Annotated in this window: 18 protein-coding genes; 9 read left to right on the forward strand and 9 right to left on the reverse strand. The window is 74.1% G+C overall.

Annotated features, from left to right (window positions below; all coding sequences use genetic code 11):
• Window positions 1-107: 107 nt before the first annotated feature.
• Genes LWC33_RS30955 through tatA form a run of 3 tightly spaced genes read right to left on the reverse strand, consistent with a single transcriptional unit; the run spans window position 108 to window position 1,890 of the window.
• A complete protein-coding gene (locus LWC33_RS30955) occupies window positions 108-599 on the reverse strand; it encodes a DUF309 domain-containing protein (protein WP_233308248.1) in 492 nt (163 codons plus the stop codon).
• Window positions 600-645: 46 nt separating this feature from the next.
• Window positions 646-1,563 (reverse strand): TIGR03854 family LLM class F420-dependent oxidoreductase, encoded by a 918-nt coding sequence (locus LWC33_RS30960; protein WP_233308249.1) that lies wholly within the window; start codon window positions 1,561-1,563, stop codon window positions 646-648.
• 57 nt (window positions 1,564-1,620) lie between these two features.
• Window positions 1,621-1,890, reverse strand: a complete 270-nt coding sequence (gene tatA, locus LWC33_RS30965; RefSeq protein ID WP_233308250.1) for a Sec-independent protein translocase subunit TatA — start codon at window positions 1,888-1,890, stop codon at window positions 1,621-1,623.
• A gap of 191 nt (window positions 1,891-2,081) precedes the next feature.
• On the opposite strand from tatA, the gene LWC33_RS30970 reads away from it, so the two are divergent.
• Window positions 2,082-4,400 carry a transglycosylase domain-containing protein gene (locus LWC33_RS30970; protein ID WP_233308251.1) on the forward strand — a complete coding sequence of 773 codons (2,319 nt, stop codon included), beginning with the start codon at window positions 2,082-2,084 and terminating at the stop codon, window positions 4,398-4,400.
• Window positions 4,401-4,564: 164 nt separating this feature from the next.
• On the opposite strand, the gene LWC33_RS30975 is transcribed toward LWC33_RS30970, so the two are convergent.
• Both LWC33_RS30975 and LWC33_RS30980 read right to left on the reverse strand, forming a co-directional pair.
• Entirely contained in the window at window positions 4,565-5,752 is a 1,188-nt protein-coding gene (locus LWC33_RS30975; RefSeq protein ID WP_233308252.1) for a trans-sulfuration enzyme family protein, read from the reverse strand.
• 27 nt (window positions 5,753-5,779) lie between these two features.
• Complete coding sequence (locus LWC33_RS30980) at window positions 5,780-6,382, reverse strand: TIGR03086 family metal-binding protein (RefSeq protein WP_233308253.1); 603 nt, start codon at window positions 6,380-6,382, stop codon at window positions 5,780-5,782.
• Between the two features lie 153 nt (window positions 6,383-6,535).
• Here LWC33_RS30980 and LWC33_RS30985 point away from each other — a divergent pair, with 153 nt between their 5' ends.
• Window positions 6,536-6,889, forward strand: a complete 354-nt coding sequence (locus tag LWC33_RS30985; RefSeq protein WP_233308254.1) for a DUF3817 domain-containing protein — start codon at window positions 6,536-6,538, stop codon at window positions 6,887-6,889.
• A gap of 55 nt (window positions 6,890-6,944) precedes the next feature.
• Here the strand turns inward: LWC33_RS30985 and LWC33_RS30990 are convergent, their stop codons facing one another.
• On the reverse strand, window positions 6,945-7,811 hold the full coding sequence (locus LWC33_RS30990; protein ID WP_233308255.1) for a DUF559 domain-containing protein: 867 nt from the start codon (window positions 7,809-7,811) through the stop codon (window positions 6,945-6,947).
• 333 nt (window positions 7,812-8,144) lie between these two features.
• On the opposite strand from LWC33_RS30990, the gene infC reads away from it, so the two are divergent.
• The 6 genes from infC to pheT all read left to right on the forward strand — a co-directional run bounded on the left by infC (window position 8,145) and on the right by pheT (window position 13,854).
• A complete protein-coding gene (gene infC / locus LWC33_RS30995; RefSeq protein ID WP_233308256.1) occupies window positions 8,145-8,738 on the forward strand; it encodes a translation initiation factor IF-3 in 594 nt (197 codons plus the stop codon).
• A gap of 92 nt (window positions 8,739-8,830) precedes the next feature.
• A complete protein-coding gene (rpmI, locus tag LWC33_RS31000) occupies window positions 8,831-9,025 on the forward strand; it encodes a 50S ribosomal protein L35 (protein ID WP_037051975.1) in 195 nt (64 codons plus the stop codon).
• A gap of 74 nt (window positions 9,026-9,099) precedes the next feature.
• The gene (gene rplT, locus LWC33_RS31005) at window positions 9,100-9,486 is read left to right on the forward strand and encodes a 50S ribosomal protein L20 (RefSeq protein ID WP_233308257.1); all 387 of its coding nucleotides are present in this window, start codon (window positions 9,100-9,102) and stop codon (window positions 9,484-9,486) included.
• Window positions 9,487-9,494: 8 nt separating this feature from the next.
• Window positions 9,495-10,313 carry a TrmH family RNA methyltransferase gene (locus tag LWC33_RS31010; protein WP_233308258.1) on the forward strand — a complete coding sequence of 273 codons (819 nt, stop codon included), beginning with the start codon at window positions 9,495-9,497 and terminating at the stop codon, window positions 10,311-10,313.
• A 9-nt stretch (window positions 10,314-10,322) separates the two neighbouring features.
• Window positions 10,323-11,351 (forward strand): phenylalanine--tRNA ligase subunit alpha, encoded by a 1,029-nt coding sequence (gene pheS, locus LWC33_RS31015; RefSeq protein WP_233308259.1) that lies wholly within the window; start codon window positions 10,323-10,325, stop codon window positions 11,349-11,351.
• 10 nt (window positions 11,352-11,361) lie between these two features.
• Window positions 11,362-13,854 carry a phenylalanine--tRNA ligase subunit beta gene (gene pheT / locus LWC33_RS31020; RefSeq protein WP_233308260.1) on the forward strand — a complete coding sequence of 831 codons (2,493 nt, stop codon included), beginning with the start codon at window positions 11,362-11,364 and terminating at the stop codon, window positions 13,852-13,854.
• Window positions 13,855-13,899: 45 nt separating this feature from the next.
• Here the strand turns inward: pheT and LWC33_RS31025 are convergent, their stop codons facing one another.
• Window positions 13,900-14,553 carry a TMEM175 family protein gene (locus tag LWC33_RS31025; protein ID WP_233308261.1) on the reverse strand — a complete coding sequence of 218 codons (654 nt, stop codon included), beginning with the start codon at window positions 14,551-14,553 and terminating at the stop codon, window positions 13,900-13,902.
• Between the two features lie 89 nt (window positions 14,554-14,642).
• Window positions 14,643-16,760, reverse strand: a complete 2,118-nt coding sequence (locus tag LWC33_RS31030) for a bifunctional lysylphosphatidylglycerol flippase/synthetase MprF (protein WP_233308262.1) — start codon at window positions 16,758-16,760, stop codon at window positions 14,643-14,645.
• A gap of 85 nt (window positions 16,761-16,845) precedes the next feature.
• Between LWC33_RS31030 and LWC33_RS31035 the strand changes: the two genes are divergently transcribed.
• On the forward strand, window positions 16,846-17,892 hold the full coding sequence (locus LWC33_RS31035; RefSeq protein ID WP_233308263.1) for an MBL fold metallo-hydrolase: 1,047 nt from the start codon (window positions 16,846-16,848) through the stop codon (window positions 17,890-17,892).
• 10 nt (window positions 17,893-17,902) lie between these two features.
• On the opposite strand, the gene LWC33_RS31040 is transcribed toward LWC33_RS31035, so the two are convergent.
• Window positions 17,903-18,580, reverse strand: a complete 678-nt coding sequence (locus LWC33_RS31040; RefSeq protein ID WP_233308264.1) for a DNA alkylation repair protein — start codon at window positions 18,578-18,580, stop codon at window positions 17,903-17,905.
• Window positions 18,581-18,657 lie beyond the last annotated feature (77 nt).

An 18,657-nucleotide genomic window follows, 5' to 3' on the forward strand; every position in this document is an offset into this window, starting at 1 on the left:
CGAGGTCGCGGCCTGACCGATCCCGCATCCGATCCCGCATCGGTCCCGCCCCGCATCGGTCCGCCCCGCATCGGTCCCGCCCCGCAGCGGTCCCGCGCGGCCCCCGATCAGCCCCGCAGTAGCGGGCGCAGGTCCTCGGGCGTGACGCCGTCCGTGCTGCCCGCCCGCTCGATCCGCCCGGCGAGGGCGAACCCGTGCTCCTGCAGACCACGCAGATCGAGACCCGCGGGCGGGTCGCCGACCCAGCGGGCGATGCCGTCGGACGCCCGCTCGAGCAGGGAGACGGCGCCGCGGGCGTTGCCGCGCTGGGCGTGGGTGAGTCCGGCGCCGTACTGGGCGAGCGCCCGCCACAGGTCGCGGGTCTCGGGCCCGGACGACTTCCACGCCGCCTCCAGGACCTCGTGCGCCTGGAAGGGCAGCCCCTCGTCGAGCAGCCGCTGTGCCTCGGTGACGGTCTCCTCGGGGGTCAGGTCGAGATCGTCCGGCACCTGCGGGACGCCCGGGGTGCCGTAGGGGAGGGGCCGCCCGGCGGCGTCCCGCGGGCGCGCGTTGCGGGCGCGGCCCGCCTCGTCCCGATCACGGACCCGTCGAACGCTCACGTGTCCGAACCCTGCCACACCGGGGCCCGCTGTTCATGTCGCGGCGTCACCGTCCGGGCGCTCGTGTCTCGAGGGACCGCAGCTCCTGGTCGAACTGGTCGAGGAAGCCCCGCCACGCGGTGACGGGGGTCGCGGGGCGCACCACGAACTTGGTCAGCCCGGCCTCGACGTACTCCCGGATCCGGTCGCGCGCCTCGGCCCAGCCGTGCGCCACGATCTTCCGGGGGTCGACGTCCGGCCGCCGGTCCAGCGACACGGCGAGCGCCGCGTCGACCTGCTCGGGCGTCGCCTCCGGCGGGACCACGGCGAGGTTGGTGCCGTAGTGGTCCTCCTCGATCTCCCGGCCCGCCGCCGCGGCGGCCCGCTCGATCGTCCCCCGGCACTCCGCGGCCTCGGCCGGGGTGACGAAGCTGCCGAGCCAGCCGTCGGCGAGCCGCCCGATCCGGTCCAGCCCGACCGGGGCGCGGCCGCCGAGCCAGAGGTCGAGCCGGCCCGGTGGGCGCGGGCCGATCGTCGCGTCGTCGAGGTGGAAGAACTCGCCGTGGTGGGTGACCCGCTCCTCGCCCAGCAGCCGCCGGACGACGACGAGCGCCTCCTCGAACACGGCGGCCCGCTTCCCGTCGGGCACGGGGTAGAGCTGGCGCTCCCGCGGCCGGGCGGGACGGACACCGAACGCGGGCAGGATCCGCTTCGGCGCCAACGCCGCGAGCGACGCCAACTGCGCGGCGACGAGCGCGGGGTTGCGGCCCGGCAGGACGAGCACGCCGGTGCCGACCTTGAGCGAACGCGTGCGACCCGCGGCGAACGCCATGCCCGTCAGCGCGTCGACGGAGTCGGTGCCGACCAGGTCGGGCAGCCAGACGGAGTCGATCCCGCGAGCCTCCAGCTCGTCGACCAGCTCCGCGAACCCGCCGATCCCGGTCGCCGGCGTGGGCAGCGACCCGATCCCGATCCTGACCTTCACCCGGATGACGCTAGGTCGCCGCCGGGGCCGTGTCGACCGACCGTCGGGCGGGGCTCGTCACGTCCCGTTCGGGCGGGTGGCCTCCGGGGCGTGGGCGGCTTCCGGGGCGGGGGTCGGCTCCGGGGCCTTCGCGGCGGGGGCCGCCGGTTCCGCGGGCGTCGCCGGTGCGACCGGAGCGGGGGCGGCGTCCTCCGCCCGCAGCTCGGCCTTGAGGATGCGAGCGGACCGGCCGAGTCCGCGGGCCGCCTCGGGCAGCTTGCGCGCCCCGAACAAGAGGACGAACACCCCGATGACGATCAGCCAGTGCCAGGCGCTCAGCTCACCCATCGCGTCCCTCCACGTCGTGCGACACGCCCAGTGTGCGCCCAGCCGGAATCGCACTCCACAGTCGGGGTGGGCAATTTCCGGTGAGCCGCGGGAATTGCGTACCAATTGCGGATGATCGTCCGGAAGGGGCGGTTCGATCTGGGCGTGGGCTCACCGGCGGGCGACGGTCGCTGCTGATAGACACTGCAGCCGTGGGTGTCGCGTGGGGTGTGCGGCGGCTGGCGGTGCTGGTCGTGGTGGCCGGGGTCCTGGTCGCCGGAATGCTGTTCCCGTTCGCCGGCGGAATCGGCCTCCTCGCGGGCGCCGTGAGCGATTCCGCGGTGGGCACGAACGCGGATCTGAAGGCGGGCGTGCTGCCCGCGGTGACCACGGTCCAGGACTCGACGGGGAAGACCGTCGCCTCGCTGTACCACCAGTACCGCGTCCCGGTCGAGAGCAACCGGATCTCGCCGGCCATGAAGGCGGCCATCGTCGCCATCGAGGACCGGCGCTTCTACGAGCACGGCGGGTTCGACCCGATCGGCGCCGCCCGCGCCCTGGTCAACAACTCCAACGGCGGGGCCACGCAGGGCGCGTCGACCCTCACCGAGCAGTACGTCAAGAACTACGACCTCTACGTCGCCGCGCAGACCGACGCCGAGCGCCGGGCCGCGGTCGCGCCCAGCTACGCGCGCAAGCTCAAGGAGGCCGAGCTCGCGGTCAGCCTCGACCACGAGCTGTCCAAGGACGAGATCCTCACCCGCTACCTCAACGTCGTCTACTTCGGGCACGGCGCCTACGGGGTGCAGGCCGCGGCGAAGGCCTACTTCGGCGTCGACGCCTCGGCCCTGACCGTCCCGCAGGCCGCGCTGCTGGCCGGCATGGTGCAGAGCCCGGCCGAGTACGACCCGATCGCGCACCCCGACGGCGCCACGGGCCGGCGCAACGTCGTCATCGAGGCGTTGCGCCAGCAGGGCGCGATCAGCCAGGGGCAGGCCTCCCAGGCCGCGACCGCACCGCTCGGCGTCGTGTCGGACCCGAGGATCCCGGCCGAGGGGTGCATGGGCGCGGGCGACGCGGGCTACTTCTGCGACTACGTGCTCGCCTACCTCAAACGGTCCGGCTTCCCGACCGACAAGCTCGCCGGCGGCGGCTACACGATCCGGACCACCCTCGATCCCGACGCCCTGGCCAAGACCAAGGCGGCGATCGACGGGCAGGTGCCGCCGACGCAGCCGCACGTCGCCGACGTCATGGCCGTGGTCCGGCCGGGCGCCGACGCGCACCAGGTCGTCGCGGTGGCGGCCAACCGCACCTTCGGCAACAAGCCGGGGCAGTCGAGCTACGGGCTGCCCTACGAGCCCGAGAACATGGGCGCGGGATCGGTCTACAAGATCTTCACGGCGGCCACGGCCATGGAGCAGCACCTCATCGGGATCGACACGGTGATCGCGGTGCCGCCCAGTGGATACGTCTCGCCCATCTACAAGAACGGCGCCGGGCGGCCGATCCCCGTGGGCAACGCCGGCAACTACCGCACGGCCCTGACGCTGCAGGACGCGTTGGCCCAGTCGCCGAACACCGCGTTCGTGAAGCTCGAGGAGAGCACCGGGATCCCGCCGGTGGTGGACATGGCGGTCCGGCTGGGGCTCACGTCGCTGGCCGAGACGCCCTACAGCGGCAAGCCGGGGACGCCCTCGATCGCGGATGTCATGAAGCAGCAGAACCAGGCGTCGTTCACCCTGGGCGCCACACCGACCAGCGCGCTGGAGCTCGCGAACGTGCAGGCCACGCTGGCCAGCCACGGCACCTGGTGCCCGCCCTCGCCGCTGCAGTCCGTCACGGACCGGACGGGTGCGTCGGTGTCGGTCACACAGGAGGCCTGCCGGCAGGCGCTCGACCCCGCGATCGCCGACACCCTGATGACGGGCCTGTCGAAGGACGACGCCGCGGGCGGCACCTCCGCCGCCGCCGCCGGGCAGATGGGGTGGAACAGGCCCATCGCGGCGAAGACCGGGACGACGGAGGAGTACAAGTCCGCCGCGTTCGTGGGGGCGACGCCGCAGCTCGCCGGGGCCGCGATCGTGTTCGACGACTCCAACGCGCCCCGGCCGATCTGCGACGGCAGCCCGCCGCGCAGCTGCTCCGGCGGCAACATCTACGGCGGCAAGGCCCCGGCACGCACCTTCTACCGGGCCTTCGGCGACATCCTCGCCGGCCAGCCGGTGGTCCCGCTGCCGCCCACCGACCCCGGGTACCTCACCGGCACCATCCCGTCGGTCCAGGTCGCCGCCCCGCCCGCCCCCGACCAGGGCCAGGGCGAGAACGCCACGAACGACACCGGCGGCAACGGCGACCGGGGCGGCGACAACGGCAGGAACAACGGCGGGAACAACGGCGGCGGCAACGGCGGGCGCGGGAACGGCGGCGACAACGGCGGCGGTGGAGGCAACGGCGGCAACGGGGGCGGCGGGAACGGCGGCGGTGGCGGGGACAACGGGGGCGACAACGGGGGCGACAACGGCAACTGACCCGCGGGTCGCGCCCTGAGCTTCCGCGAGTCGCGTTCTGGGCTTCCGCGAGTCGCGTCCTGAGCTTCCGCGAGTCGGCAGTTCCGGGCGACCGAACCCCACATGTCGGAACTCCCGGGATGTGGGATTCGGAGACCTCGGACCGCCGACTCGCGGGGGAGGGGTCAGCGGGAGCCGAGGGTCGCCGTCAGGGCCCGGTCGAGGTCGGCCGCCAGGTCCCGCGGGTCCTCGAGCCCGACCGAGAAGCGCAGGTGGCCCCACCGCCGGAACTCCTCCGGGTAGGCGCCGGCACGCTCGTCGTCGCCCGAGACGTGCACGATCAGCGACTCGTCGTGCCCGAGCGAGACCGCGGACGTGATCACCCGCAGGTTCGCGACGAAGCGGTTCTGGGCATCGGCGTCGCCTCGCACCGCGAAGGCGAGCATCCCGCCGAAGCCGCTCATCGTGCGGGCGGCGAGCTCGTGCTGCGGGTGGTCCGGCAGCCCGGGATAGGCGACGTAGGCCACCCGCGGATCCGCCTGCAGGAACTCCGCGACCGCCTGCGCGCTCTCGCAGTGCTGGCGCATCCGCAGGGGCAGGGTCACCGTGCCGCGCATGATCAGCCAGGCGTTGAACGGGCTGATCGCGCCGCCGACGTTGACCATCGCGTCGGCCCGGATCCGGTCGGTCAGCGCGCGGTCGCCGATCACCGCGCCGCCCATCGCGTCGCCGTGGCCGTTGAGGTACTTGGTGAGGGAGTGGACGACGAGGTCGGCACCGAGTGCGATCGGCCGTTGCAGGACCGGCGTGGCGAAGGTCGCGTCGACGCTGAGCAGGGCGCCCGCCTCGTGGGCGATCCGCGCGACGGCCTCGACGTCGGTGATCCGCGTCGTCGGGTTGGCCGGGGTCTCGACGTGCACGAGCCGCGTCTCGGGGCGCATCGCGGCCCGGACCGCCTCCGGGTCCGACGAGTCGACCAGGGTCGCGGTGATCCCGTACTTCTCCGGCAGCAGCTCGGTGAGCAGCCGGTAGACGGCCACGTACGTGACGTCCGACGACACCACGTGGTCCCCGCTGCGCAGGAACGTGAAGAACACCGCGTGCAGGGCCGCGACCCCGCTGGCCAGGGCGACGGCGTCGACGTCGCCGCGCTCGCCGGCCGTCTCGAGCAGGGCCAGCTTCTCCTCGAGCCAGCCCTGGTTGGCGCCGCCGTTGCGGGTGTAGAGGGGCGTGCCGAAGTCCGACCAGCTCAGCGCCGAGGGGTCGTCCGGCAGCGCGTAGGAGTTCGCCATGACGACCGGGCGGCGGATGGCGCCGGTACCGGGGTCCACGTCGTTGCCCGCGTGGACGCTGAGGGTCTGCAGATGGTGCACGGCGGCATTGTCGCCGCCGGCCCGCGGCTACCGGTTCGGGGACCAGCGGGGGTCGCGGCCGGCGTACCCCAGCACCCGGTGGAAGACCGGGGCGCCCTCGCCGACGGGCACGGCCGGCCCGAACAGGCCGTCGACCGCCTCGCCCTGGGCGAACGAGGAGCAGAACTCCAGGCAGGCGGCCGCGCTCGCGGCGTCGACGGAGAAGCGCTGCCGGGTCGCGCGGGCGAGGTCCCACCCGTGCACCACGATCTCGTTGAGCGCGACGACGCCGTGCACCTGAGCCGGCAGCACGACGCCGCCCGCCTCGGTCTCGCCCTCCCACGCCGCGGGCTCGCGCCACGCGGTGACCAGCGCGGCCAGCCGGTCCGGCAGCTCGGTGCGCCACTCGGGGTCGAGGTGCGCGGCCGACGGGACGGGTGCGCCACCGCCCGCCGGGGTCTTGTGTGCGGCGTCGGTGAACGCGGCCGTCAGGCCCATGAGGTGGTCGAGCAGGGCGGCCACGGTGAAGTCCGGGCACGGCGTGGGGTCGGCGAGCTGCTCGGCGCGGATCGCCGGGAGCAGCGCGGCCACCCGGCGCGCGGCGGGGCCCAGGTCGAGCATGTGGACGGTGCTTGCGGTCTCGGCGGTCACGGTTCCTCCGGCGGTCGGTCTGCAGGGAGGACCGCGGCCGTGTCCCGAACTCATCGGCGGACGTGGAGTTCGACACCCCGTAGAAGTTCCGGGGTGTCGATGCGGCACCATGGACGGTGAACCGCCGATCCGGACATCCAGACTGGGAGCCCGATGAGCACGAGCACCGACACCACCGCTGCGGGTACCGCCGCGGGCACCGCCGTCACCGGGATCGGCCGGCTCTTCCGCGCCGTCGCCATCGCCGAGGCCTGCTCCTGGGTCGGCCTGCTGATCGGCATGTTCTTCAAGTACGTGGTGGTGCACGACCAGATCGGCGTGAAGATCTTCGGCCCGATCCACGGCGCCCTGTTCGTGCTGTACGTGATCGTCGCGCTCCTCGCCGCGCGCCGCCTCCGCTGGAGCGCCGGCACCCTGGTCCTCGCGCTGTTCTCCAGCATCCCGCCGCTCATGACCGTCTGGTTCGAGCGCCGCGCCGCCCGGCAGGGCAAGCTCCAGACCCCCTGACCGTCGGTTGCGGTGCGGTGACCGCTCCTCAGCGGCTCCTGCACCGCAACTCGCCTCATGCCGCCGCCGCGAGCGCGGCACGGATCTGCGCCAGTACCGCGGCCGGGCGGTTGTTCAGGTCGTGCCAGGTGAAGCGGAGCGGGATCCAGCCGGCGGTGACCAGTGCGTTCTGCTTCCGCCGGTCCGCCCGGAACCGCTCGACGTCCTGATGCCAGGCCCATCCGTCGACCTCGATGGCGATGCGGGCCCGGGGAAAGGCGACGTCCACGGTCCACGGGCCCACCTGCAGGCCGAGCGTCCAGTCGCGAACACCGGCGCTCTCCAGCAGTCCGATCAGCAGTCGCTCGGCCGCGGACTCGGCGCCGTCGGCCGCGGCGTCGAGGAGTAGTCGCACGGCGGGCCAGCCGCGTGCCCCCCGATTGCGGTCGAAACAGTCGACCAGATCCTCGAACCGAACGTGCTTCTGCAGCGCCCGGTCCAGGAACACCGAGCCCTCGTGAAGGGTCGCCGCGGTCTCCCGGACGGTGAGTGTCCTGCCGGTGAGCGGTAGCCCGCCGACCACGGCGACGTCGGCCGGGTCGAGGTCGCGCCGCCGGACGCGGATGCCGGCAGGTGCCCGCGGATGAAGGGTGCGCGGCACGGTGACCCCGACGACCGCGGGCGCGCGCGGCAGCATCCCGTGGCACCACGCCGCTGCCTCGCCCGACACCACGGCCCGGTCACCGGCCCACAACTGCGCGCCCCGGACCCGCGCGGCGTCGGTGAGCCGGTGGCCACCCACGAGGTAGACGGCGGGGTGCAGCCGGGTCCACTCGCCGGCCGCGGCACGCCGCTGCGGGACGTCCGGCGACAGTCCGCATGCGACGGCCTGGGTCAGCGAGACGACTCCGGCCTGGCGCTCGAGGACCCGACGTAGCTGCATGTCCGCAGCATCGCCGGACGAGGCCGGTACCGTCGCGGGTACGTGCGGACCCGGCACCGGGAACCGCGCCCGGTCCGAACCGTGGTGCAGGAGCCGCTCCCAGGCGGCTGATGCACCGCAACCCGCGCCCCGCCCCCTCGGTGACGGGGGAGTGGGGGGCCGTGTACCCTGCGGAATGCGACCACCCCGTCGCGCGTTGAACCGCGCGTCAGGGCGATCAAGTGGAGCCCCGCTCCCACCCGCTCACCGCTCGAAGGTGTCCGGGTCCCGGTCGGCGGTCCGCGTTCGCGCGGGCTGCTCTGATCGACGGGTCTTTGCTTGTCGTCGCAGGACATGACGGCACAACGAGGAGACCCCATCAGCACAGAGACACGCATCAACGACCGCATCCGCGTTCCCGAGGTCCGACTCGTCGGCCCGAACGGCGAGCAGGTCGGCATCGTGCGTATCGAGGACGCCCTGCGGCTGGCGCAGGAGGCCGAGCTCGACCTCGTCGAGGTCGCGGCCCAGGCCCGCCCGCCCGTCTGCAAGCTCATGGACTACGGCAAGTTCAAGTACGAGAGCGCGCAGAAGGCCCGGGAGTCCCGGCGGAACCAGCAGCTCACGGTGATCAAGGAGCAGAAGCTCCGGCCGAAGATCGACACCCACGACTACGAGACCAAGAAGCGCAACGTCGTGCGCTTCCTCGAGGGTGGCAACAAGGTCAAGGTCACCATCATGTTCCGCGGTCGTGAGCAGAGCCGGCCCGAGCTGGGCTACCGGCTGCTGCAGCGGCTCGCCGAGGACGTGCAGGAGCTCGGGACCGTCGAGGCCGCCCCGAAGCAGGACGGCCGCAACATGACGATGGTGCTCGCTCCGACCAAGAAGCCGGCCAAGCGTCCGGCGGCCCAGCAGGCCGCCGCCGCCGAGGCCGAGCCCCAGGCCTGAGTCTGAAGCAAGCGGCACGAACCTCCCGGTCCCGGCCGGGAGGTCCCCCACGGTGCGTCCCCGGGCGCACCGCGACACCGAACGGATCAGCCATGCCCAAGAACAAGACGCACAAGGGAACGGCCAAGCGGGTCAAGGTGACCGGCAGCGGCAAGCTCCTGCGCCAGCAGACCGGCCTGCGCCACCGCCTCGAGGTCAAGTCGAGCAAGGAGACCCGGGACCTGTCCGGCGTCGTCCCGGTGAACAAGGCCGACGTCAAGCGCGTCAAGAAGCTGCTCGGCCGCTGAGCGTCACCGCACCCACCCGCTGAACCGGCCCGCCCAGCCCCCGGGGCCGGCCACCCGAGAGACAGGACAGACCCATGGCACGCGTGAAGCGCGCGGTGAACGCCCAGAAGAAGCGCCGGACGATCCTCGAGGCGTCCGCCGGCTACCGCGGTCAGCGGTCGCGGCTCTACCGCAAGGCCAAGGAGCAGCAGCTCCACTCGATGACCTACGCCTACCGGGACCGTCGCGCCAAGAAGGGCGACTTCCGGCAGCTGTGGATCACCCGGATCAACGCCGCGGCCCGCGCCAACGGCATGACCTACAACCGCTTCGTCCAGGGCCTCAAGGCCGCGGGCGTCGAGGTGGACCGCAAGAACCTGTCGGAGCTCGCGATCAGCGACCCGAACGCGTTCGCCGCCCTGGTCGAGCTGGCCAAGGCCAACGTCCCGGCCCAGGCGTCGCAGAACGAGAGCGTCGCCTGACCGAGCACATGCTCGGAACGGAACGCACCCCGCGCGTCGTGGCAGCCCGCAAGCTGCTGCGGCGCGCGGGTCGTGAGAAGGCCGGGCGCTTCCTCGTCGAGGGCGCCCAGGCCGTGCGCGAGGCCGTGACCGCCGAGGTCCGGGTGCACGAGCTCTTCGCGACCCCGCTCGCGATCGAGCGCAACGCCGGCATCGTCGGGATCGCCGAGGGCCGGGGCATCCCGGTGACCGTGGTGAGCGACCGGGTCGCCGAGGTCCTCTCCGACACGGTCACCCCGCAGGGCCTCGTCGCCGTCTGCGACCTGATCGACGTCCCGGTCGCCGCGGCGCTCACGGACTCCCCGCAGCTCGTCGCCGTCCTGGCCGGCGTCTCCGAACCCGGCAACGCCGGTACCGTCCTGCGCGCCGCCGACGCGGCGGGCGCCGACGCCGTGCTCCTGGCCGGCGACAGCGTCGACCCGCACAACGGCAAGGCGGTCCGCGCCTCCACCGGCAGTGTCTTCCACCTGCCCGTCGCGCGGGACCGGGACACCCCCCGCCTGCTCGAGGCCTGCCGCGCCGCCGGGTTGACCCTGCTGGCCGCCGACGGCCACGGCGAGCTCGACCTGCACGCCCCGGAGGCCACTGAGGTCCTGGGCGGCCGGGTGGCATGGATATTCGGTGGCGAGGCACACGGTGTCCCGGAGACCGTCCTGGACGCGGCCGACCACCGGGTCCGGGTGCCGCTCTACGGCCGTGCCGAGAGCCTCAACCTCGCGACCGCCGCGGCGGTCTGCCTGTACGCGAGCGCCGCACACCGGCGCTCTAGGATCACCGACCGTGCATGAGGGAACCCGATGACCGAGAACCTGCTCGACGCCGCGTCGCTCGACGCCGCCGTCAAGGCCGCGGTCGAGGCGTTCGACGGCGCCGGTGACCTCGACGCCCTGGCCGCGGCCAAGCCCGCGCACCTCGGCGACAAGGCCCCGGTGCTGCTGGCCCGCCGCTCCCTCGGCAGCCTGCCCGGCCCCGAGCGGGCCGACGCCGGCAAGCGCGTCAACGCCGCCCGCCAGGAGGTCCAGGCCGCGTTCGACTCCCGCCGCGAGGTGCTCCTCGCCGAGCGGGACGCGCGGGTGCTGGCCGAGGAGTCCGTCGACGTCACCCTGCCCTGGGACCGGCGCCCCCGCGGCGCCCGGCACCCGATCACGCAGATCGCCGAGCGGATCGCGGACGTGTTCGTCGCGATGGGCTACGAGGTCGCCGAGGGCCCCGAGGTGGAGTCCTCCTGGCTGAACTTCGACGCGCTGAACTTCGGCAAGGACCACCCGGCGCGCACCATGCAGGACACGTTCTACCTGGGCTCGGACCAGGGCACGGTGCTGCGCACGCACACCTCCCCGGTGCAGGTCCGCGCCCTGCTGGAGCGCGAGCTGCCGGTGTACGTGGTCTGCCCGGGCCGGACCTTCCGCACGGACGAGCTCGACGCCACCCACACCCCCGTCTTCCACCAGGTCGAGGGCCTGGCGGTGGACAAGGGCATCACCATGGCGCACCTCAAGGGCACGCTCGACGCGTTCGCCCGCGCCATGTTCGGCGAGGAGTCGACCACTCGCCTGCGGCCGAGCTTCTTCCCCTTCACCGAGCCGTCCGCCGAGGTGGACGTGTGGTTCCCGGAGAAGCGGGGCGGCGCCGGCTGGGTCGAGTGGGGCGGCTGCGGCATGGTCAACCCCAACGTCCTGCGCGCCTGCGGTGTCGACCCGGAGGTCTACTCCGGCTTCGCGTTCGGCATGGGCCTGGAGCGCACCCTGCAGTTCCGCAACGGCCTGCCCGACATGCGGGACATGGTCGAGGGCGACGTCCGGTTCAGCCGCGCGTTCGGTATCTGAGGAGTATTCGGTGCGAGTCCCCCTGTCCTGGCTGCGCGACCACGTCGCCGAGGTCCCCGCCGACGCCGCGGCGGTCGGCGAGGCCTTCGTGCGCGTCGGCCTGGAGCTCGAGGAGATCCACGGGGCCCCGGAGCTCACCGGCCCGCTGACCGTCGGGCGCGTCCTGGAGATCGAGGAGCTCACCGAGTTCAAGAAGCCGATCCGGTACTGCCAGGTCGACCTGGGCGACGGCACGCGCGGGATCGTCTGCGGCGCGCGGAACTTCGGGGAGGGCGACCTCGTGGTGGTCGCGCAGCCCGGCGCGGTCCTGCCCGGCCCGTTCCCGATCTCGGCGCGCACGACCTACGGCCGGACCTCGAACGGGATGATCTGCTCGGCCAAGGAGCTCGGCCTCGGCGCCGACCACTCGGGCATCCTCGTGCTGCCGCCCGGCACCGCCGAGCCGGGCACCGACGCGCTGCCGCTCCTGGGTGTCGACGACCCGGTCGTCGAGCTGGCCATCACCCCGGACCGGGGCTACTGCTTCGCCGTGCGCGGGATCGCGCGCGAGCTCGCGGCGTCGCTCGGGGAGGACTACACCGACCCGGCCCGACGCGTGCGGGTCCCCGAGGCGGAGGGCCCGGCCTGGCCGATCCGCGTCGCCGACGAGGCCGCGTGCCCGCGGTTCGTCACCCGGCGGGTCACCGGCGTCGACGCGAGCGCGCCCACCCCGTGGTGGATGCAGCGCCGGCTGCTCGCCGCCGGGATGCGGCCGATCTCGCTGACCGTCGACGTCACCAACTTCGTCATGCTCGACCTGGGCCAGCCGATCCACGCCTACGACGCGACCCGGCTGCAGGGTGACATCGTGGTGCGCCGGGCCGAGGCGGGGGAGAAGCTCCGCACGCTCGACGACGTCGAGCGCACCCTCGACCCGGAGGACCTGGTCATCGCGGACGACTCCGGCGCCATCGGCCTCGCCGGCGTGATGGGCGGGGCGTCCACCGAGATCCCGCTGGACAAGACGGGCTCGGTCGACGTCGTGATCGAGGCCGCGCACTTCGCGCCGACCGTGATCGCGCGCGCCGCCCGCCGGCACAAGCTGCCCAGCGAGGCCTCGAAGCGCTTCGAGCGGTCCGTCGACCCGCAGCTCCCGCCGATCGCGGCCGAGGCGGTCGCGAACCTGCTGGTGGAGCACGGCGGCGGCCGGATCGAGCCGGGCCGCACCGACGTGGGCGCCGTGCCGGTGCTCCCGCCGGTCCGGATGGCGCTGGACCTGCCGGACCGCACCGCCGGCGTGACCTACGCGCGGGGGGCGACGGTCGCGCGGCTCGCCCAGGTCGGCTGCGCGGTCGAGCTGGAGACGAGCGGGGACGGCAAGGCCGGGTCGACCACGCTGGTGGTCGCCACGCCGCCGTCGTGGCGGCCGGACCTCGACCTGCCCGCGGCGCTGGTCGAGGAGGTCCTGCGGCTCGAGGGCTACGAGACGATCCCGTCGACCCTGCCGCCGGCGCCGGCCGGGCGCGGGCTCACCCCCGCCCAGCTGCGCAAGCGGGCCGTGTCCCGCGCACTGGCCGAGGCCGGACACGTCGAGGTGGAGCCCTTCCCGTTCGTCGGCGACGCGGTGTGGGACGCGCTGGGCCTGCCCGAGGACGACGTCCGGCGGCGGGCCGTCACGGTCGCCAACCCTCTCGACGCCGATCGCGACCGGCTCGCGACCACGCTGCTGCCGGGTCTGTTCGAGACCCTGGTGCGCAACAAGGCCCGCGGGTTCGACGACCTCGCGCTCTACACGGTGTCCCAGGTCGTGCTGCCGCACCGCAACCCGGTGCCGATGCCGGACCCGGGCGTCGACCGGCGCCCGAGCGACTCCGAGATCGCGATGATCAAGGCGGCGTTGCCCGCGCAGCCCGTGCACGTCGGCGTCGTGCTGGCCGGGGACCGCGAGCCGCGCGGCTGGTGGGGTTCCGGGCGCACGGCGGGCTGGCAGGACGCGATCGGCGCGGGCCGGCTCGTCGGCGCGGCCGCCGGCGTGACGCTGCGGGTGACCAAGGCCGAGCTGGCGCCGTGGCACCCGGGCCGGTGCGCCGCGCTGCGGGTGGGGGAGTGGGTCGTCGGGCACGCCGGTGAGCTGCACCCGAAGGTCGTCGAGGCGCTGGGGCTGCCGCCGCGGACCTGCGCGATGGAGCTGGACCTCGACGCGATCCCGCTGCAGGACGCCCGCCCGGCCCCGCGCGTCTCGCCGTACCCGCCGGTCTCGGTGGACGTCGCCCTGGTCACGGACGAGGCCGTCCCGGCGGCCGAGGTCGCCGCGGCCCTCACCGAGGGTGGCGGGGAGCTGCTCGAGGAGGTCCGGCTGTTCGACGTCTACACCGGTGCGCAGGTCGGCGAGGGCAACCGTTCGCTCGCCTACGCCCTCCGGTTCCGAGCGTCGGACCGCACGCTCACCAACGAGGAGGCGAACGCGGCCCGCGACGCCGCCGTCGCCCTCGCGGCCGAGCGCGTCGGGGCCGTCCTGCGGTGACGCCTCGGCGTCGGCCGGCCCCGGTCCGCGCGCGGTCGTCCCGGCTCAGATCCCGTCCTTGCCCGTGATGCCCATCGCGTTCGTGATGCGGTCCCCGACGAACGGCACGAGCCCCCAGACGGCGAACGACCAGGCGCCGAGCAGCGGGAACAGCGGAACGGACACCAGGAAGGCGAACCCGGTGACCGCCGCCGGCACCCAGCCGTAGCGGACGAGCTGCCGCGGCGTCCCGGGGATGTACCCGCGGGTGCGGGTGAGCACCGCGAGGATGGCGGCGAACGTGCTGACCTGCAGCGTCTCGGCGAGGGCGTACACGGCGAAGCGCGCGAAGTCGAGGTGCTCCTCGGAGATGAACTTCGTGAAGAACGGCGTGAGCACGATCACCAGCAGCCACAGCATGTTCAGCCAGATCAGCGGGAGCGTGGCGCGCCCGACGTACCGGAACACCCCGTGGTGGCTGATCCAGTGCCGGGCGATCACGGCGAAGCTGATGAGGAAGGCCAGGTACTCGCCGCGGTGGGCCGCGACCGCGGCCACGAGCTGGGCGGCCGTGTCGCCCTGCGGCACCTGCAGGTCGATCGCGAGCAGGGTGATCGCGATCGCCACGACCGCGTCGGAGAAGAACGCGAGGCGCTCGGCCGCGCCGCGTTCGGTCGGAGCGAACTCGTCCTCGGACTCCTGGGCGGACGCCTCGGCCATGCGGGGACTCTAGCGATCAGTTCCCCCGGCGGGAACGGTTCACGACTCCGCCGATCGGCAGGGGAGCAGGCACGGGCCGGGCGGGTGCCCTACGCCCGGGCGAGGCGGAGGAGCTCGCGGGTCGAGGTGTCCGGCAGGTAGGCGCGGGTGAGCGCCACACCCAGTCGCGGGAGGTCCGCCTCGTCGCGGAAGACCAGGTGCATCGGCTCGTACCGCGGCTGGAACTTCGCCTTGAAGGCGTGCAGCGAGCGGAAGCCGTACAGCGGTTCCAACTGCGCCCCGAGGGTGTCGAGGAGCCGGTCGAGCACCGCCGTGTCACCGGAGGCGTCGGTGCGTGCCAGCGGGGCGCCCGAGAGCGACACGACCGCCGCCCCCTCCTCGCGGAACGCGAGGCAGGCCGAGGCGATGAGGAACTCGACGACCGGCCGGAACCCGCCCTCCCGGCGCCGCATGACGTCGAGCGTCCAGCCCCGCACCGTGCCGCCCGCGGCGTACATCGGCAGCCACGAGGTCACGCCGTGCACCAGACCCTCGCCGTCGACCGCCAGCCCGACCCGGACGTTCGGGTCCAGCGCCTCGTCGACGCCGCCGAGGGTGAACCCCATCTCCGGGAGGCCCTTGCCGCCGACCCACTGCTCGGAGAGCTCCCGCACCTGGTCGACGACGGCGTGCCGTTCGTCGGCCAGCCGGACCAGTCGGTGGGTGATCCCCTGTTTGCCGGCCTTGTTCAGCGCCGACCGCACGTCCTGCCAGGCCTTGCCGCGGAACTCCAGGTCGGGCAGGTCGACGAGCGTGTCCTCGGCGACCTGCGCGCTGAACCAGCCGGCCTCCCGGGCCGCGCGGGCGGTGCGGTCGGATGCGGAGAAGAGACAGGGGATGAGCCCGGCCGTCTCGCTGCGCACGCCGAACTCACCCAGGGCGGCGAGCGGCTCCGGCCCGATCGGGTCGCCGAGGCCGATCGCCACCCCGGCGTGCCGTTGGAAGGCCACGCACGACTCGCCGTCGGCGGTCACGAACCACTCGTTGTCCGGCCAGGTGGCCATCCACGACACGGTGCCGCCGCCGTGCCGCCGGAGCAGCGCGACCGCCGTCTCGCGGTCGGTGACGCCGCCGACCGCCCGCCGGGCCCGCCGCGACGGCACCCGCCACGCCCGCCGCCCCGCCAGCAGCAGCACGAGCAGCACCGCCCAGGCGAGCCGGTCGGCCACGAAGATGCCCGGCTGCGCGAGTTCCACGGTGGCGCCCTCGACGTGCGCCGCCACGACGAACCCCACGGCGACCAGCAGGCCGAGGAGCACGTTGAACACTGCGAGGCCGACGGCCCACCGCCAGGCCACGCGCCGGCCCTTGCGCAGGCCGTTGACCAGCAGGGCGACCACGACGACCGTGATCGCGAGGTCGATCCAGTCCGACTCCGGGTCGCCGGTCGGGCCGAGCGGGCCGTCGTTGGGCAGCAGGAAGCTCAGCACCGCCCCTGCCGCCTGCAGGATCAGCACGAACACCGCGAGCAGCCGCCACTCCCGGCGGCTCGGGCGGCCCGCCGGCACCGCCCGGCCGCGGACCAGCCGCGGGCCGACCGCCAGCGCGATCAGCACCGAGACGAGGTGTTCCAGGTCGGCCAGTGAGCCCAGATAGACCGCCGAGGCGATCACGTAGAGCGCCAGGGCCAGCCGCAGCCGCAGCCGCCACGGCGGACGCAGCGTCGCGCTGGTCACGGCGAGCGCGGCGAGCGCGCCGGCCGAGAACCCGACGTCGAGCAGCCGGCTCGTGGCGTCCGCCCAGGGCCAGCCGCTGCCGCGCACCAGGAGCAGGAAGCCGAGCGCGGAGAGGATGCCCACCAGCTGCCCGGCGACGGCGGTGAGCGCGGCGAGCCCGGTGCCCAGCCGCCACTCGGCCCAGCCGACGAAGAGCGCGAAGCTGCCGGTCATCGCGAGGTAGAACGGCGGGACGACGGCGAGGAAGGACCCGCTCAGCAAGGTCCACCAGCGCCCGGTCTCGAGCGACGGCACGCCGTAGGCGATCCACGGGTACCAGGCCTGGCTGACGGCGGACCGCCAGAACGCGCCGGTGGCGAACCCGGCGACGATCATCACGACGACGACGGTGCTGGTGAACGGGGTGCGCCGGACCAGGATGCGCACCCCGTTGGCCAGGGGTGCGAGGGCCGGGAGATTCCGGGCGGGGCCTGCGGTCGTGCCGTCGGTCATCGTCGCCTCCCCGAAGCGGGCGTGCCGTGACTCCGGTCGTGTGCGTGGCTGTTCGGCAGAGCGTGAGCGGCGTTACGGTGCGCCCATGTGTGACGGCCACGCAAGCCCCGCGGAGGTCGCGCAGGGCGTGCCCCGGCCCGCCGAGGGCCCCGCGGTCGACCCGATCCCCCTCGAACCGGTCGACGAGGTGCGGATCACCACGCTGGTGGAGAACGTGTTCGACGCCCTGCTCACCGGCGACGAGCGCGTCTCCCGGGTCGGGTTCGGCGCAGGCCGGGCCACTGCGGCGCAGTTCGTGGGCGGTGCCGCCGACGTCGGGCTGATGGCCGAGCACGGGTTCGCCGCGCTGGTCACGGTGCGGCGCGGCACCGCCACCACCTCGCTGCTGTTCGACGCCGGCCTCTCGCCCGACGCCCTGGTGGTCAACGCCGGCCGGGTCGGCGCGGACCTCGGCGCTGTCCAGGGGATCGTGCTCAGCCACGGGCACCCCGACCACGCCGGCGGGCTGGCCGGGCTCGCCGGCCGGAGGGGCACCCGCGCGCTGCCGATGGTCCTGCACCCCGCGGCGTGGACCCGGCGCCGGCTCGCGGTGCCCGGCGGCGACACCCGGGAGCTGCCGACGCTCAGCCCCCGGGCGCTCGTGGGGGAGGGGTTCGAGCTCGTCGAGCGGCGGGTCCCGTCGGTGCTGCTCGACGGCGCGGTGCTGATCACCGGGGAGGTGGACCGGACCACCGAGTTCGAGCGGGGCATGCCCCCGGCGCACCAGGCGTGGACCGGGTCGTCCTGGGAGCACGACGCCGCCGTGGTCGACGACCAGGCCCTCGTGGTGCACGTGCGGGACAAGGGGCTGGTGGTGCTCACCGGCTGCGGGCACGCCGGCGCCGTCAACATCGTCCGACACGCGCAGCGGCTGACCGGGGTCCCGGAGCTGTACGCGCTGGTCGGTGGGCTGCACCTCGGCGGTCCGCACTTCGAGCCGATCATCCCGCCGACCGTGGCGGCGCTGCGCGAGGCCGCCCCGGCCGTGCTGGTCCCCGGGCACTGCACGGGCTGGCGGGCCCAGCACGCCCTGGCCGCCGCCCTGCCCGACGCCTGGATCGCCCCCAGCGCGGGCAGCACCTACACCCTGTGACCCGCAGGGTCTAGAGGTGCTTCAGAGCCTCCTTGCGGGACAGCGGCGAGAGCCCGGGGTGGGTGTCGACGAACTCGCGCACCCACAGCGGGTCGGTGCGGGCGTGCTGGCGCAGCGCCCAGCCGATCCCCTTGCGCAGGAAGAAGCCCTCGTCCTTGAGGCTCGCCTCGATGGCGTCGGCGAGCAGGTCGACGTCCGTGTCGCCCTTGGACTGCAGCTGGCAGACGATGGCCGTCCGGCGCAGCCACGGGTCCGGGTCGGTGGCCCAGTGCCGGATCACCGGCGTGACGCGCACGGGATCCGCGCGCAGCACGGGACCGACCAGGCGCGAGGCGATCTCGTCGACGTGGTCCCACCAGGCGCCGGTGACCACCCAGTGCCGGTAGCGCGGGAGCCAGTCCGCGTCGGGCCAGCGGGCGTAGCCGCGGTAGCCCGCCAGGGCGGTGGCCAGGTAGCGCTCCTCGCGGAACTCCGCGCCGTCCCAGAGCGCGTCGACGGTGGCGGCCAGCGCGCCGGGCGTCGGCGGCGGCACGGCCTGCACACCCTCGCGCAGGATCCGCGCCCGGACCGGCTGCGGGACCCCGCGGAACGGCATGTCCGACTTCATGTACGCCTGCATGACGGGCGCGGCCTCCGGGTCCGCGGCCGCGGCGAGCCCGGCGCGCAGCGTGTCGGCCAGGGTGGTCACGACGTCAGCCTAAGGGCGGGCGCCATCCCTCCGGGGGCGTGACGGGAATGCCTTTGCATGAGATTTCACGGCAGTGC

Origin of the sequence: Pseudonocardia terrae, from assembly GCF_021343995.1 — a bacterium.
GTDB lineage: Bacteria > Actinomycetota > Actinomycetes > Mycobacteriales > Pseudonocardiaceae > Pseudonocardia > Pseudonocardia terrae.